17 protein-coding genes and 1 pseudogene are annotated in these 14,407 nt (G+C 65.6%); 9 read left to right on the top strand and 9 right to left on the bottom strand.

Annotation, left to right across the window (positions count from 1 at the left end; genetic code table 11):
• Nucleotides 1-129: 129 nt before the first annotated feature.
• The 4 genes and pseudogenes from IAQ70_RS23275 to IAQ70_RS22615 form a co-directional block, all read right to left on the bottom strand.
• Nucleotides 130-392, bottom strand: a pseudogene (locus tag IAQ70_RS23275) (DUF6994 family protein); the annotation flags it as partial.
• Between the two features lie 129 nt (nt 393-521).
• On the bottom strand, nt 522-1,418 hold the full coding sequence (locus tag IAQ70_RS03500) for a ketopantoate reductase family protein (protein WP_190987929.1): 897 nt from the start codon (nt 1,416-1,418) through the stop codon (nt 522-524).
• 375 nt (nt 1,419-1,793) lie between these two features.
• Nucleotides 1,794-2,111, bottom strand: a complete 318-nt coding sequence (locus IAQ70_RS03495; RefSeq protein WP_190987928.1) for a hypothetical protein — start codon at nt 2,109-2,111, stop codon at nt 1,794-1,796.
• Nucleotides 2,112-2,297: 186 nt separating this feature from the next.
• Complete coding sequence (locus IAQ70_RS22615) at nt 2,298-2,720, bottom strand: 5-oxoprolinase subunit C family protein (RefSeq protein WP_223858754.1); 423 nt, start codon at nt 2,718-2,720, stop codon at nt 2,298-2,300.
• Between IAQ70_RS22615 and IAQ70_RS03485 the strand changes: the two genes are divergently transcribed.
• Nucleotides 2,627-2,893, top strand: coding sequence for a PucR family transcriptional regulator (locus tag IAQ70_RS03485; protein WP_223858753.1), 267 nt, complete (start codon nt 2,627-2,629; stop codon nt 2,891-2,893). The two genes, IAQ70_RS22615 and IAQ70_RS03485, sit on opposite strands and share 94 nt — an antisense overlap.
• Here IAQ70_RS03485 and IAQ70_RS03480 read toward each other — a convergent pair.
• The gene (locus IAQ70_RS03480) at nt 2,890-4,011 is read right to left on the bottom strand and encodes a LacI family DNA-binding transcriptional regulator (RefSeq protein ID WP_223858751.1); all 1,122 of its coding nucleotides are present in this window, start codon (nt 4,009-4,011) and stop codon (nt 2,890-2,892) included. The two genes, IAQ70_RS03485 and IAQ70_RS03480, sit on opposite strands and share 4 nt — an antisense overlap.
• Before the next feature lie 204 nt (nt 4,012-4,215).
• Between IAQ70_RS03480 and IAQ70_RS03475 the strand changes: the two genes are divergently transcribed.
• The 8 genes from IAQ70_RS03475 (at nt 4,216) to IAQ70_RS03440 (ending at nt 11,062) form a co-directional block, all read left to right on the top strand.
• Nucleotides 4,216-5,235, top strand: a complete 1,020-nt coding sequence (locus tag IAQ70_RS03475) for an asparaginase (RefSeq protein WP_190987926.1) — start codon at nt 4,216-4,218, stop codon at nt 5,233-5,235.
• A gap of 44 nt (nt 5,236-5,279) precedes the next feature.
• Nucleotides 5,280-6,170 (top strand): polysaccharide deacetylase family protein, encoded by an 891-nt coding sequence (locus tag IAQ70_RS03470; protein ID WP_190987925.1) that lies wholly within the window; start codon nt 5,280-5,282, stop codon nt 6,168-6,170.
• Nucleotides 6,167-7,558 (top strand): MFS transporter, encoded by a 1,392-nt coding sequence (locus tag IAQ70_RS03465; protein WP_190987924.1) that lies wholly within the window; start codon nt 6,167-6,169, stop codon nt 7,556-7,558. The genes IAQ70_RS03470 and IAQ70_RS03465 overlap by 4 nt, the downstream gene beginning before the upstream one ends.
• Entirely contained in the window at nt 7,545-8,312 is a 768-nt protein-coding gene (locus IAQ70_RS03460; RefSeq protein WP_190987923.1) for an SDR family NAD(P)-dependent oxidoreductase, read from the top strand. Before IAQ70_RS03465 ends, IAQ70_RS03460 begins: the two co-directional genes overlap by 14 nt.
• A 27-nt stretch (nt 8,313-8,339) precedes the next feature.
• On the top strand, nt 8,340-9,101 hold the full coding sequence (locus tag IAQ70_RS03455; protein WP_223858749.1) for an SDR family NAD(P)-dependent oxidoreductase: 762 nt from the start codon (nt 8,340-8,342) through the stop codon (nt 9,099-9,101).
• Between the two features lie 14 nt (nt 9,102-9,115).
• Nucleotides 9,116-9,508 carry a hypothetical protein gene (locus tag IAQ70_RS03450; protein WP_190987922.1) on the top strand — a complete coding sequence of 131 codons (393 nt, stop codon included), beginning with the start codon at nt 9,116-9,118 and terminating at the stop codon, nt 9,506-9,508.
• Nucleotides 9,501-10,604, top strand: coding sequence for an oxidoreductase (locus IAQ70_RS03445; protein ID WP_190987921.1), 1,104 nt, complete (start codon nt 9,501-9,503; stop codon nt 10,602-10,604). The genes IAQ70_RS03450 and IAQ70_RS03445 overlap by 8 nt, the downstream gene beginning before the upstream one ends.
• A 194-nt stretch (nt 10,605-10,798) precedes the next feature.
• Nucleotides 10,799-11,062, top strand: coding sequence for a hypothetical protein (locus IAQ70_RS03440; RefSeq protein ID WP_190987920.1), 264 nt, complete (start codon nt 10,799-10,801; stop codon nt 11,060-11,062).
• A 136-nt stretch (nt 11,063-11,198) separates the two neighbouring features.
• Here IAQ70_RS03440 and IAQ70_RS03435 read toward each other — a convergent pair whose 3' ends face one another.
• The 4 genes from IAQ70_RS03435 to IAQ70_RS03420 all read right to left on the bottom strand — a co-directional run bounded on the left by IAQ70_RS03435 (nt 11,199) and on the right by IAQ70_RS03420 (nt 14,287).
• Nucleotides 11,199-11,876 carry a haloacid dehalogenase type II gene (locus IAQ70_RS03435; RefSeq protein WP_190987919.1) on the bottom strand — a complete coding sequence of 226 codons (678 nt, stop codon included), beginning with the start codon at nt 11,874-11,876 and terminating at the stop codon, nt 11,199-11,201.
• 200 nt (nt 11,877-12,076) lie between these two features.
• A complete protein-coding gene (locus IAQ70_RS03430; protein WP_190987918.1) occupies nt 12,077-12,346 on the bottom strand; it encodes a Txe/YoeB family addiction module toxin in 270 nt (89 codons plus the stop codon).
• Nucleotides 12,343-12,591, bottom strand: coding sequence for a type II toxin-antitoxin system Phd/YefM family antitoxin (locus IAQ70_RS03425; protein ID WP_190987917.1), 249 nt, complete (start codon nt 12,589-12,591; stop codon nt 12,343-12,345). The genes IAQ70_RS03430 and IAQ70_RS03425 overlap by 4 nt, the downstream gene beginning before the upstream one ends.
• 46 nt (nt 12,592-12,637) lie before the next feature.
• Entirely contained in the window at nt 12,638-14,287 is a 1,650-nt protein-coding gene (locus IAQ70_RS03420; RefSeq protein WP_190987916.1) for a thiamine pyrophosphate-binding protein, read from the bottom strand.
• Nucleotides 14,288-14,407 lie beyond the last annotated feature (120 nt).

Below are 14,407 nucleotides of genomic sequence, written 5' to 3'. Positions count from 1 at the left end.
GACGGCGGCACTTGCGTGAGTGCCGGAGTCAGCATTGGTGCGGGCTAGCGCAGAAGGCAGCGATCCGCGCATCCGGGCAGCTACCAATTCAAGGCTGGCCTGCGTGTAAAACTCATACTCAGGGAGCGAGGCCGGAACTTCGGTGAATGGAGGGAAGAACCGGACTGCGCCGTAGTCGTTTGTGACGAGGTCCTGAAGCAGAAAGAAGTTAACGTGCCCCGGAAGTCGACAAACAGGTTGAAGAAGTCGGAATACAGCTCAATTGTGTCTCCGAGTGGACTGTCTTGGCGGAGATAGTGCCGTCGGATGCACTCGAGTGTCAGATCGAACCGGTCGGCGATGAGTGGATGAGTTCCCTTGCGCTGATTAATCGTCTGCTTGCCGTTGATCATGTTTCCTGGGAAGACCATCATCCCGCCGATCGTATAGCCCTGACGGCCAGTTTCCGCCTGATTCCGGATCTCTCCCTTACGCTTTCGTGAGCGACGCTAGGAACGAAGCGGGCAATGGCGCCGAAGGGTTCAGGCCGGGAGGCCGGCCCTGATCTGGATGAGGGTGAGGTCCAGCAGTGGCATTGGGACGTTGAGGCTGCGGGCCCTGCGCTCGAGGTCGCCAAGGATGTGCTCGGCTTCCGAGGGGAGCCCTTCGGTGAGGTCCCGGTACAGGGAGGAAGTGAATACCGATCCCGGTTCGGTGAGTATGCCGACTGCTTGTGCATGAGCGGCGTCGGAAACGGGATGTCCTGCCGCGGCGGCCACCGCTTCGGTTTCGCTGATGGCCTCCAGAATCCTGGGCTCCCCGCCAGCCTCGAGGATCCGTCCAACCGGCGCACGGAACAGGCAATTGACGATTCCCGCGGCAGCGATGAAGGCCCATTTATCCCACAGTGCGCCCAATATGTCGTCCACCACCGAGAAGTCGACGCCGGGCACGTCCAGAGCCTCAGAAACCTCCGAAGGGACGGGGTTTCCGTTCAGCCCGCCCACCGTGAAGGAAGTGAGGGGCACCTGCTGGCGGACCACATCGCCGTCAAGAGTGGCGACGATCCGGGCCAGGCCGCCCAGCACCTGTCCCGGGTACTGCTGCTCAAGCCGGTCCACATGGGCCATGCCGTTGAGGATGGGAATGATGCTGGTGCCAGGCCCCACGAAAGCGCCAATCTCGCCGAGGACGCCCTCGAACGCGGTGGCTTTGACCGTGACGAGGATCAGATCGAAGGCCTCTGACCCGTCCTGGGCGGTGATGGTCTGCACCGCATTCGTACGGTCAGCGGTGGGGGAAACGAAGCGCAACCCGTTGCGGCGAAGAGCCGCCTGCTTGCGCGGCCGCACCAGATACGTGACGTCCCGCCCCGCCTCCTGCAGGAGCGTACCGAACGCCCCGCCTGTGGCTCCGGCTCCGACGACGAGTAACCGCATGGGTGCATACCTTTCGGGTGGTTTTCGAAATTGTTTACCGCGGGCAGGACCCAGGAAACAGCTGATGAGGCTTTGAGTTCGATGTACCAAGGCTAGGCTGTTTCAGCAGGACCCTTACACCCGTGGCGCCCACTCCTCATCCTCGCGGCGATCTTTAGGACGGGCTTCATCGGCGAGTATTCTCGCCCCAGCTCCTGAGCACCGCGCTTGCCGTCATGAGAAGAGACGTCCAGCCCGGATCAGCGGAAGGGACCACCAGAATTTCCCCGGGTTCCAGGTGGGCGCCGACCGGATGCATAATTATCCTGACCTTCCCGGTGGCGGTGCGGTGCGGGGTGGACGCGGCGCCCCCGTCAGGTGGCCTGCTGAAGCTGGCTAGCCGTTGTCCGCGCTGTCTCCGGTGTCCTCCCACATGACATCCAGATTGCGGAAGATCACGGGTCCGTCGCACAGTGCCGCCATCTTGGCAGCGAATTCGGACGTTTCCGGCCGGCCGGAGTTCTCCATTGCCGAGTCAAAGGACTCGAAGTCGACGATGGTGAAATAGGTCCCGGGGTGGTCCCTGTCCGCCGTGGCAACAATGCGGCGGAACGTGGCCGGAGCGCTCCCCTCGGTTCTTGAGGGACGGCCCAGTTCTTCGATCTCCTTGATACGGGAGGTCTTGAATTCGATGATCTGCACAAACCCGGCCATGACGGCTCCTCGACAGCAGTGGACGTTGATGCGGCTGAGACTAGTCCCGGCGTCGGACGGCGTACAGGGGAGAAATGCCCTAGTCGGGCGGCGGACCGGGTGCGGGAGTCCTCCCGATGTTCCGGCGGCGGCTGGAGGCCTGGCGGTGGTGGGCGGGTCCGGGATGTTGGGACCCGCCTCTACCTGTCAGCGGCTGGCGCCCAGTGCCGCCCACGCCTTGTTCCGGCGTTCAGCATGGTCCCGGCGGGCATCCAGGGCATCGGCCAGGCTGACAGCCACAAACCGGGTTGCCGTTCCGGGGGCCGCCCTGGCAACCAGGTCCATGTCGGCGCTGATCACCGTGCCCACCATCGCGTAGCCGCCGCCCGAGACGGCATCACGGTGCAGGATTATCGGCTGGGTGCCGCCGGGGATCTGGATGGACCCCACGGCGTAGCCTGCGTCCACAATGTTGGAGGGGGCACAACGGTCTCCATCAGGCGCCCGTCGCAGACCTTGCCGGCGTGGTGGAGGGCTTGCCCGGACCCGGACTGGTGGCGATGGCGCGGCGCCTCCTGGCCCCGTTGATGTCCGACGGCGGAACGGGCATGCGCGAAACGCTTGAGGCATACCTGCGGCACAGCGGAAACACCCGCGAGACCTGCAGGGAGCTCTTCATCCACCGCAACACCCTGACGTACCGGTTGCGCAAGATCGAGGAGCTTCTGCGGCTTGACCTGGACGACGGCGAAGTCCGCGCCACCTGCCTGCTGGCGTTGCGGATCGTAGCCGCCGGGACCTAGGTGGCGGACACCTCCGCCGGGGCCCTGGCGGCGCTGCTTTCCCGCACGTACAGGGTGGGCTCCAACCGTGCAGGTTCCGGTTTTTCGCCCCGGAGCACGGCCTGGATGAGCTGCACTGCCGTCCGTCCAATGTCCGCCATGGGGGAGTGGACCGAGGTCAGCGGAATGGGAAGTTCGGCCGCCAGGGAGGTGTCGTTGTAGCCCACCACGGCCACGTCCCGTCCAACGGTGAGGCCGTGGGAGCGCAAGGCTCCCATCGCTCCGATGGCGGCGAAATCGTTGACGGCGAAGATGGCGGTGGGACGCGGTTTGCCGCTGGCGAGGATCTTTTCCCCCGCCTCCCGGCCGCCTGCCGTATCGAAGCTGGACCACACCACGTCATCGTCGGAAATGGTCCCGCCAAGGGAACGCCAGCGGTCCAGGAAGCCGGCAGTGCGGTCGACGGCGGTGCTTGCGTACGGCTCGCCGGCAATCACCGCCACCTGCCGGTGGCCCATCTCCCACAGGTGGCTGGCTACGAGTTCGCCGCCGACCACGTCGTCGCAGGTGGCGGACGGGTAGCCCGGCACCCGGCGGTTCATCAGCACGAACGGGACCTTCCGGTCCGTCAGTTCCTGCAGGAGGCCGCCGTCAAGGTGGGCGTCGCCAATAATCAGGCCGTCCACCCGGCGCGCCAGCATGAGGTCGATCTTCCGCCGCTGTTCTTCGGGATCATCGCGCGAGTTCATCACAAACGCGGAGTACCCCACCTCGGCTGAGGCCTCGTCGATGCCCTCGTACATGATGGCCAGGACCAGGTCCGAAAGCCGGGGGACGATGACGCCGAGCAGTTTGGTCCGCCGGGTGCGAAGGCTGGCGGCCTGCGGATCGGGGGAGTACCCGAGCTTGCTGGCCAGTTCACGGACGCGCTCGGCGGTGGCAGCCGAGGCGGCTCCCTTGGCCACGTCAGAGCCGGAATGCAGGACCCTGGAGACGGTCGACGGATGGACGCCCAGCTCCCGGGCCAAATCCTTCAGCGTGACCGTTCGGCCGCCGTCGGCCTTTTCTTTCATGTCCATCTCCTGCCCACCGGGGTCACTGTAGCCCAGGTCCGCCGCCCAACTCTGCTTCAGGGCCATACGGGCGACCCTTGACGTGACCCGCTTCACATCCTATAGTCATTCTTCAACGTTACCCAAACGTTTGGGTAGATGAGCCCGAAACCCCTCCCGGCACCAGCAACCACTGGCGCCGGACCCCTTTTTTCCTATGTGACGCCCCTTCCGCGGCACCTTACCCAATCGATTGGGTTTGGGACCGCAGAGCGAACCCCCGGAGCTGAAATGACCGTCACCGACTCCCACATCGTGCTGCTGGCCACGGGAGGCACCATTTCGTCGCGTTCTTCCGTCGCCGGTGGCGCAGTTGCCTCCGATACCGGCGAGCAGGTGTTCAAAGCCCTCGGTTCGCGCGTCTCCCATCCCGTCCGGGTGCTGGACGTGTTCCAGAAGGGGTCCTACCTCCTGACCTTCGAGGACATGCTCAGGATCTGCACCACCATCAAGGAAGTACTCAAGGACCCCACCGTCCTGGGCGTGGTGGTGACCCACGGGACGGACACCATGGAGGAGACCGCCTACCTCGCCGACCTGACCCACAGCGACCAGCGGCCGGTTGTTTTCACCGGCTCGCAACGCGCCGCCGACTCCGAAGATCCCGACGGGCCGGACAACCTGGCCCGCGCCATCGCCGTAGCGGGATCGAAGGAAGGCAGAGGAAGAGGCGTCATGGTGCACTTCGCGGGCACCATCTTCCCTGCCGCCGGCGTCCGGAAAAGCGAAACTGTTCGGCTCAATGCCTTTGCTAACCCCGATTTCGGGGTACTTGGCCAAGTATCAGCCCAAGGAGAAGTTGCAATGGCGGGCAGTGGCAGCAGGCTTGACGCCCTGCCCTTGCCCCGGCCCGGCAGCGGCTCCCTGCGGGTGGATCTCGTTGCCGCCTATCCCGGCGCCGACTCCACCCTGATGCACGCCGCCCTTGAAGCGGGAGCGGCGGGCATCGTCCTGCAAGGTACCGGAAGCGGCAACGCCAACGCCAGCCTCTGCTCCGAGGTCTCCGCCGCGGTGGCAGCCGGCGTCGTGGTGGTCACCAGCACCCGCGTGGACGCCGGACCCGTGGTCCCGATCTATGGGGCCGGCGGTGGCGGTGAGGACCTCCGCGCGGCCGGGGCCATCGGATCGGGTCACCTGCGGCCATCACAGTCGCTGATTCTGCTCAGCCTCCTGCTCAGGCTCAACCTCGACCGGGAGCGGATCGCCGAGATCTTCGCCCAACGTGGGAGGCCTCCTGAACCTTCCACCTGACACCCAAGAACACCCCGGTTGATACGAACTGAAAGGAAAATCTAATGGCAAAGGACATTCAAGTCGCCTTCGGCGTGGACGTTGACGCAGTGGCGGGCATGCTCGGCTCCTATGGAGGCGAGGACTCCCCGTGTGACATCTCCCGGGGCCTGTTCAGCGGCGAAGTCGGGGGACCCCGGCTGATCCGGCTGTTCCAGAAATACAACCTCCCGGCAACCTGGTTCGTACCGGGCCACTCGATCGAGACCTTCCCCGAACTGACGCAGATGATTGTGGATGCCGGACACGAGATCGGCGTCCACGGGTACTCACACGAAAACCCGATCGCCATGACCCGAGAACAGGAGACGGCCATCCTGGACCGCTCGATCGAACTGATCGAGAAGGTTTCCGGGCGCCGGCCCACCGGCTACGTGGCCCCGTGGTGGGAGTTCTCGCCCGTCACCAACGAAATCCTCCTTGAACGGGGCATCAAGTACGACCACTCCCTGATGCACCGCGACTTCGAGCCGTACTACGTCCGCGTCGGGGACTCGTGGAAAAAGATCGACTACACGAAGGACGCCGAAACATGGATGGAACCGCTGGTGCGCGGGCAGGAAACCGACCTGGTGGAAATCCCGGCCAACTGGTACCTCGATGACCTGCCTCCCATGATGTTCATCAAGGCAGCGCCGAACTCGCACGGGTTCGTCAATCCCCGCGACGTCGAACAGATGTGGCGCGACCAGTTCGACTGGGTCTACCGCGAAATGGACCAGGCCGTTTTCACCATGACCATCCACCCGGACGTCTCCGGCCGACCCCAGGTGCTGCTCATGCTCGAGCGCCTGATCGAACACATCAACTCCCATGAGGGTGTCAGCTGGCTGACCTTCGACCAGATCGCCGACTCCTTCCTTTCCCGCAGCCCCCGTAAGGACAACAAGTCATGACAATCCAAGAACCGGCTGTCGACCTGTCGCAGCCCCGCCCGGATGAGAAGCGCCGCTTCCCGGTCTTTTCCAAGCGCCACACCACCACCGCCACCGTCCTTGCCCTGCTGGCCTGGACCGTGGCCGTCTTCGACTACGGGCTGTTCGGCACCCTGCTGCCGGCCATGCAGGAGGAGTTCGGCTGGACAGCCCCCGAGGCCTACGCCATCAACACCTGGATCGCCGTCGGCACCGCCATCGTGTGTTTCGGCATCGGGCCTGTCATCGACCGGCTGGGGCGCCGCAAGGGGATGATGACCACCATCGGGGGAACCGCCGTCGTCTCCGGCCTGACCGCGCTGATTCCCACGGGTATCCCATTCTTCAGCAACGCGGTGCTGGTGGTGATCCGCTCCTTCGGCGGGCTCGGCTTCTCCGAACAAGCCGTGAACGCCACCTACATGAACGAGGTCTACCAGGTCACGGAAGTGGCGGACAAGCGCAAGCGCCCCGGCTTCCACTACTCCTTCATCCAGGGCGGCTGGCCGCTGGGGTTCCTGCTGGCCAGCGCACTGGCCCTGGCCTTCCTGCCCTCCCTGGGCTGGCGCGCCCTGTACCTGATGGCCACCGTTCCAGCCGCCGTCATCGTGTGGGTGATCGCCAGGAAGCTCAAGGAAACACCCCAGTTCGAACTGCACCACAAGCTGACTGAGCTTGAAAAGGGCGGGAAAACAGAGGACGCACATTCGCTGGCCCACGCGTACGGCGTCGAGCATTCCTCGGCAGCTCCGCTCAAGCGGATCTGGGAGCCGCATCTGCGCCGGAACACCATCGTGTTCTCTTTTGCGTGGATCGTGAACTTCTTCGGCATCACCATCTTCAGCGTCCTGGGCAGCTCGGTGCTCAAGAACGCCAAGGGCGTGGAACTCTCCGATGCCTTCTGGATGCTGATCATCATCAACCTGCTGGCGTACTTCGGCTACGTCTTCCACGGCTGGCTCGGTGACAAGATCGGCCGCAAACGCACCATCATTGGCGGCTGGATCCTCTCCGGCATTTCCTTCGCGATCATGCTCAGCCCTATCGCCACCGACCCGTTCATGATCATCCTCACCTACGGCGCCGGGCTGTTCTTCCTGGTGGGCCCGTACGCAGCGATCCAGTACTTCATGGCAGAGTGCTACCCGGTGAGCTGCCGCGCTACCGGAACCGCCTTCATCGGTGCCATGAGCCAGCCCGGGACCATCCTCGGCGGCGCCATCTTCACGGCCATCGCGGCTGGGAGCGGCACCGGCAGCGCTGCCCTGTGGGTGGGTGCCCTCGGCACCCTGGTGTCCGGACTCGTGATGATCGCCGCCAAGCCGCCTGTCGAAGCTCTCCTGGAGGACCACCCCCATGACGTCCCATAACAAAGTTGCCATCATCACCGGCGCGGCCAGCGGCATCGGACGCGCCCTCGCCGTTCATTACGCCCGGCGGGGAGTGGTGTCGGTGATCGGCACGTTTCCCGGTGACCCGCACGACCCGGAGGAAACCCTCCGCTTGGTCAAGGAAGCCAACGGCGAGGGGGTGATCCACGAAGTGGACGTCCGGACCACCGCTTCCGTGGACGCCCTCGCCCAACGTGCCGTGGACGAGTACGGCAGGCTGAACTACGCCATCGCCAACGCCGGGATCCTCCGGAACTCCCCGCTGGGGGAGATGACGGACGAGCGCTGGCACGACATGCTCAACGTGGACCTCACCGGCGTGCTGCGCACGCTGCGTGCCGGCGCGGCGAGAATGACCGACGGCGGCGCATTGGTTGCGGTCTCGTCCATCGCCGGCGGGGTATACGGCTGGGAGGAACACGCCCACTATGCCGCCGCCAAGGCCGGCGTCCTGGGCCTGGTCCGCAGCGTGGCCGTGGAACTCGGCCCGCGGCAGATCCGCGCCAACGCGGTGATTCCGGGCTTGATCGAGACCCCGCAGTCCCTGGACCCGGTGAATTCCCTGGGGCCGGAGGGGCTGCAGCGGGCCGGGAAGGATATTCCCTGGGGCCGGGTGGGAACACCGGACGAGGTGGCCAGCGTGATCGGGTTCCTCACCTCCGATGACTCCCGCTACATCACGGGGCAGGCGCTGGTGGTTGACGGCGGCCTCACCGTGAAGATGCGCGCCTGACGTCGCGCTCGAGAAGGAAAGGACACCATGAACACATCAACTCATGTGGCTGACCAGGCCTCCGGGAACGCTCCGGCCGGGAACCCTCCGGCCGGGAACGGCCGCGGGGTGGTCGTCACCGGTGGTTCCAGTGGGATTGGCAAGGCCATCGCCGAGGCCTTCCTGGCCAACGGGGACCGGGTGGCCGTGCTGGACCGGGCCGCAGGGGACGCCACCATCCGCGTGGACGTTGCGGATGAAGCCAGCGTGCGGGCCGCCTTCGCCGAGGCCCGGGACAGGCTGGGCGCCATCGACGTCCTGGTCAACAGCGCGGGCCTGCTGACGGAGTCCCCGCTGGAGGACATGTCCCTGGCCATGTGGAACGAGACCCTCACGGTGGACCTGACCGGTGTGTTCCTGTGCTGCCGGGAGGTGGTGGGGGAGATGCGGCAGCGGAAGTGGGGCCGCATCATCAACATCGCCTCCCAGCTGGCCATCAAGGGCGGCGTGGGGCTGACGCATTACAGTGCTGCCAAGGCCGGCGTGGTTGGGCTTTCCAAGGCACTTGCCCTGGAAACGGCGGCGGACAATGTCCTGGTCAACTGCATCGCCCCGGGTCCCATTGAGACGCCCCTGGTGGAGGGCATCTCGGAAACCTGGAAGGCCGCGAAACGCGCCGAGCTGCCGCTGGGGCGCTTCGGGACGCCGGCGGAAGTGGCACCTGCCGCCGTGCTGCTGGCCAGCGACCCGGGCGGAAACCTGTTTGTGGGACAGACGCTGGGGCCCAATTCCGGCGATGTCATGCCGTAAGGAAAGGGAACGACATGTGCGGTGCCTGCGGCAGGATTACCGTTGCCGACCCTGCCCTGGGACCGGTGCGGACCATGCGGCAACACCTGATCGTGGCCGCCACGATTAACGCGGTCTGCACGGGCATCCCGGGAGCCCCCAAGGTGACTGCACTCAAGGACGGCTGGATGATGACAGGTCCCTCCGGGGCCTCCATGCAGTGCCAGACCCTTGAAGAACTGTGGTCCGCCGTACTCGGCTGCTTCACTGACGCGCCGGTCCTCGACCGCCTGCGCAGCCGCCGGCAGGCGTACGCCGCTGATCCAGCCAATGCGGGCCTGCCCGCGCGGGCGGCTGGGATGCTGCCGGACGGAGTGTGGCCGGACCCGGCTGCACCCAATAACTCACAAGGAGATGTTCATGACTGATTACACCCCGCTCTGGTCACCCATCCGGATCGGTTCCACCGAGCTGGACAACCGGGTTGCGCTGGCTCCCATGACAAGGATCAGTGCAACCGAGGACGGGCATGCCACGGAAAGAATGGCTTCCTACTACCGGACGTTCGCGCGTGGAGGCTTCGGATTGCTGATCACGGAAGGCATCTATCCGGACACTGCCCACAGCCAGGGCTACCACCACCAGCCGGGCATCGCGACCGAGGAGCAGGCCCGGTCCTGGGCGAAAGTCGTCGACGGCGTCCACGCGGCGGACTCGAAGATCTTCGCCCAGCTGATGCATGCGGGCGCGCAGAGCCAGGGAAACCGGTTTGTGGACTCCTCAGTGGGACCATCGGCGGTGGCGCCCAGGGGGGAGCAGCTGGGGTTCTACCGCGGGGAAGGTCCGTATCCCGTTCCTTCGGAGATCTCCACGGCCCAGATGAAAGAGGTCCGGGATGGCTTCGTCACGGCCGCGCTGCACGCACAGCAGGCCGGTTTCGACGGCGTGGAGATCCACGGTGCCAACGGGTACCTGCTGGACCAGTTCCTCACGGACTACCTGAACCAGCGCGACGACCACTACGGCGGCTCACCGAAAAACAGGGTGCGCTTCGCCGCTGAGATCTGCCGCGACGTCCGGGACGCCGTTGGGCCGGGCATGACGGTGGGGATCCGCATCTCCCAGTCCAAGGTCAGCGACACTGACCACAAGTGGAGCGGAGGAGTGGAAGAAGCCGAGGTCATCTTCGCGACGCTGGGCGCTACGGGAATCGATTTTGTCCACACCACCGAATACCGCGCCACCGAGCCGGCGTTCGCGGATGCAGAGGAAACCCTCGCTGCGCTGGCCAGGCAGTATTCGGGCGTGCCCGTGATCGCGAACGGCAAGCTCGACGATCCGGACACTGCCGTGTCCATGCTGGCAGAGGGCTCAGCGGACGTCATTGCGCTCGGCAAAGCCGCCCTGGCCAACCGGAACTGGCCGCACCTTGTCCGCAACAACCTGGAGTTCGGGGACCTCGACCCTGCCGTCTTCGCCCCTCTGGCGGATGTCAAGGACTGGGAACTGGAGGATCCCACCTAGAAGTGAGCCTTCCCACGTTATTTTGAGTAGCTCAGGATAAGCCTGTAAAGTTAGTTACAGGCCGCCGTAGCCCTTGAGTACCGCACCGGTGAACATACCCGGGCCAGCGGGGCACGCGACACAACGCATCCGCCCTCCTGCTTGAGCGGCACAAGAAACCGTACGGCCCTCATCCTGACACTCCAAGGAGAACCATGACTTTGCTGACCGATCGCCCAACTACCGCCGAAACCGCCCGTAATACCACTGACGCTGACGCGGCGGTGCGCGGCGGCAGCTACGTGACTTTCCCCGCCGGCACCGTGCCCGTCGGCGTCGAGGGCAGCTATGTCACGGTCGCGGGCGCCCGAAACCTGCGAGCAGCCACGCGTGGCAGCTATGTCACAGCAGGCGGCACTCCTGTTGTTGCCGCCAGCGTCATCGAGGGCAGCTACGTAACGCTTCCAACGGCGGCCTAGGGTCCGGCGCCCTGCGGGGGAAAGTACCGCGAGGGCATTAAAGGAGGCCGACGGCGGACACTTGGTGTCGCCGTCGGCCTCCTTTTTCGTGCCATCGGAAGGCATTGGTGCGGCAGCAATCTGCTGAGGCTGTTGCTTATCCAACTGCCAGGACGCCGGACAGGTCTTCGAGACTGGCGGCGGTGTAATCAGGCTTCGAAAAATACGCGGGGAACAGTCCTCCCCTGCGGTTGAGCCAGGCGGTACGCAAGCCTGCCCGTGCAGCACCGTGAATGTCCCAAGGGTGTACCGCCACCAGCAGCAGCTGTTCGGCCGGAACTCCCAGGACGCCGCTTGCGTAGTGGTAGGAGGCCGGGGCTGGTTTCCAGGCAGGTGCGTCCTCCACGGATAGCAGCACATCAAAGTGGTCCATGATCCCGCCGTCCGTGAAGAGCGTCTCCGCGGTTTCGGTGGAGCCGTTGGTCAATGTGGCCAGCCGGTAGCCGGCGTTCTTCAGCGCCCGTACGCCGCCGGGGACGTCCGGGTGCAGTTTCAGCCCGGCCAGGCCGGCCATGATGTGTTCCACGGCTTCCTCCACCTCCATGCTGAGATCACGTGCAGGAAGAAGCCCGCGCAGAACCTCAGCCCCGATATGCGCAAAAGCCTGTTTGTCTCCGGCGGCAGTGAGGGCGAAGCCGTCGCGCAGCAGGCTCGCGAACCACACCTTTGCCAGGAGGGGAGGAGCACCCACCTCGGCAAACCGGCCCGCGAGCGGGGACATGTCGGACAACGTCTCGTTTACGTCAAAGACGATTGCTGCAGGTTTTCCAGCCATTGTTTTTCTCCCGGGCTTGCGGTGGGATCCGCCTCCGCCATTGTGCCCGAACCGACGTGCAAAGCGACAGGGCCAACTGCTTCCGGGATCCTAGCCCGTCACAGCAGCCTTCACCGCCTGGTTGGCCTGCATCCATTCGCCGTCCCGCACCATCAAGACCAGGCGAGGTCCCACATCGCTGGCGCTTCGGGGACCAGCCGTTAGTAGTGGTAGCGGGCCTGCAGGATGGTCACGTACGGGTCATCCGCCAGGTAGACGAGTCTGTGTTCCTGGCCGATGCGCCTGGACCATGCTCCGGCCAGCGCGTGCTTCAGGGCCTCCGGCTTTCCGATGCCGTCGAAGGGATCATCGCGCAGTGTGTCTTCGATGAGGGTGTTGATCCGCTTGAGTGTCTTGCGGTCCTGGGTCTGCCAGTAGAGGTAGTCCTCCCACCCTTCGGCGGTCCATGCCAGCCTGCGGCCGGCGGTCACGGATCGGTAAGCTCGTGCTCGGTGACTTGGCCATCCCGGACGGCAGCAAGGGATGACAGCAATCGCTGGGCGTTCTTGGGCGACCGCAGCAGATGGGAGGTCTCCACCAGGGCGTCGTACTCTTCCTTGGACATGAGGACTGCGGATCCGCGCTTAGACGTGATCTCGATTTCGGTGTGATCGAGGTTGACGCGTTCGATGAGGCCGAAGAGATCCCGCCGTGCCTCGCTGGTAGTGATTGCCATGTCTTCCTCCTTGTTGTACTGGATATGGTACCAGTCGGACCTGTGGTCAGGCTGGTTGTTTGGCCTGCTTGGCCTCCATCCACTCGCTCAGCCACGGGGCCCGCACGCTCGACGTGATCCGGCAGTCGGCCACGAACGTTCCCTTGCCGCCTGCGTCGATCCACGCCGTGAGCGCAGCAAGGTCCGCCAGCGAACGGATGATCGCGGACTCAGCCCCCAATGCCCGGGCGACGCCGCTGAAGTCCACCTCGGGGATCAGCATGGGCTTTTCGGTCAGGCCCTGGGAGCCGTACTGGTGGATTTCGGCTCCGTAGGCGGCGTCGTTGTAGATCACGACGACGGCGCTCCTCGCCGTGCCAATGAGCGATTCCAGGTCGGACAGGCCCATCAGGAAACCGCCGTCGCCCGAGGCCAGCACCAGGGTGCGGCCGTCCTCCACCGCACGGGCTGCCCCGACGGCGCTGGCGAGGCCCAGCCCGATGCTCTGGAACGCCGTCCCCACCATCACCAGGTCCTGGGGCCGCGGGATCCGCCAGTACATCGGGGCCCAGCCGAGGAAGTGCCCGCCGTCCTGGACCACCGTGCGGCGCTCCGGCAGCACGGCGTCCAGGGCTGTGGCCAGGGCGCGCGGGTCCAGCCGGCCGTCCGGGGTCTCGTGGGACCCTGGGTGGTGGGCCGGTCCTTCGGCCAGGCGTTTGCGGGCTTCCGCGCGCCAGGCGTTGCCCGACGGTCCGCCGTCCAGCATCCTCAGGATCTGTCCCGCAGCGGACTTCACGTCCGCGCTGAGGAAGGTGTCCACCCGGGGGTTGGTCGGCTGCAGGGCGGTATCGATCTGGATGACGGTGGTGTCCGGGCCGAGCAGGTGCCCGAACCGCATGGTGAAGGGGCTCAGGCTCGCCCCGGCCACGAGGACCACGTCGGCCTCGCCCATGAGCCCGGCCGCGGTGTCGGTGCCGAAACCGCCCGCGACGCCCAGGTACCCCTCGCCTTTGAGGAGGTTGAGCGCCAGGGCGGTTCCGGCGGTCAGTGCGCCGAGGCGGTCGGCGAGCTCGCGGAGCTCCGGGCCGGCTCCGGCGAGGTGCGCTCCGCGGCCGGCGAGGATCAGCGGCCGCTTCGCCCCGGCGAGCAGGCGGGCTACCTGCCCAAGGCCGGCGTCGACGTCGTCCGTTACCTGAGGTGCCAGCGGCGACGGAAGTTCTTCATCGTCTGCCTCGAGTGCCGCGAGGTCGTAGGGGATGGCAAGCACGACGGCGGTGCGCTTAGTGAGCGCGTACTCCACCGCCTGCCGGGTGACGGAGCCCGCGGCGTCGCGGGTGACGGTGAAGGTGGCCGCGCCGAGGCCCGCGGCGATGGCCGTCTGGTCCACGTCCTGGGGCCGGGCGCCGCTGCTCGGGGCGTCCCCGGTGACCAGCACGACGGGAATCTGCGCCTGGACCGCCTCGGCGAGGGCGGTGAGTGCATTGGTGTAGCCGGGGCCGTAGGTGGTGGTGCCCGCGGCGAGGCGTCCCGACGTCCGGTAGTAGGCGTCGGCCGCGGCGATGGCAGCACCTTCGTGGCGGACGGCGGAGAAGCGGAGGCCCAGCTTCTCCGCGGCGTCCAGGAAGTAGACGTTCCCGTTGCCCATGACGCCGAAGACATCGCTGAGGTAGCTGCTGAGAACCTGCGCCACGCGGCCGGAGACGGTAAGAGTAGTCATGCAGGAATCTTGTGGGCTGGTTCACAGATAAGCAAGAGGCGAGAGTTTGATTGGGATATTTGGCAGGAGGATGCAGGTATCAGTGAAAATATGACCACCTGTGGCGCGCGTCACCTGTGC

It is taken from the genome of Pseudarthrobacter sulfonivorans, assembly GCF_014712225.1.
GTDB lineage: Bacteria > Actinomycetota > Actinomycetes > Actinomycetales > Micrococcaceae > Arthrobacter > Arthrobacter sulfonivorans.
This window is presented reverse-complemented; position numbering and strand designations above follow the sequence as displayed.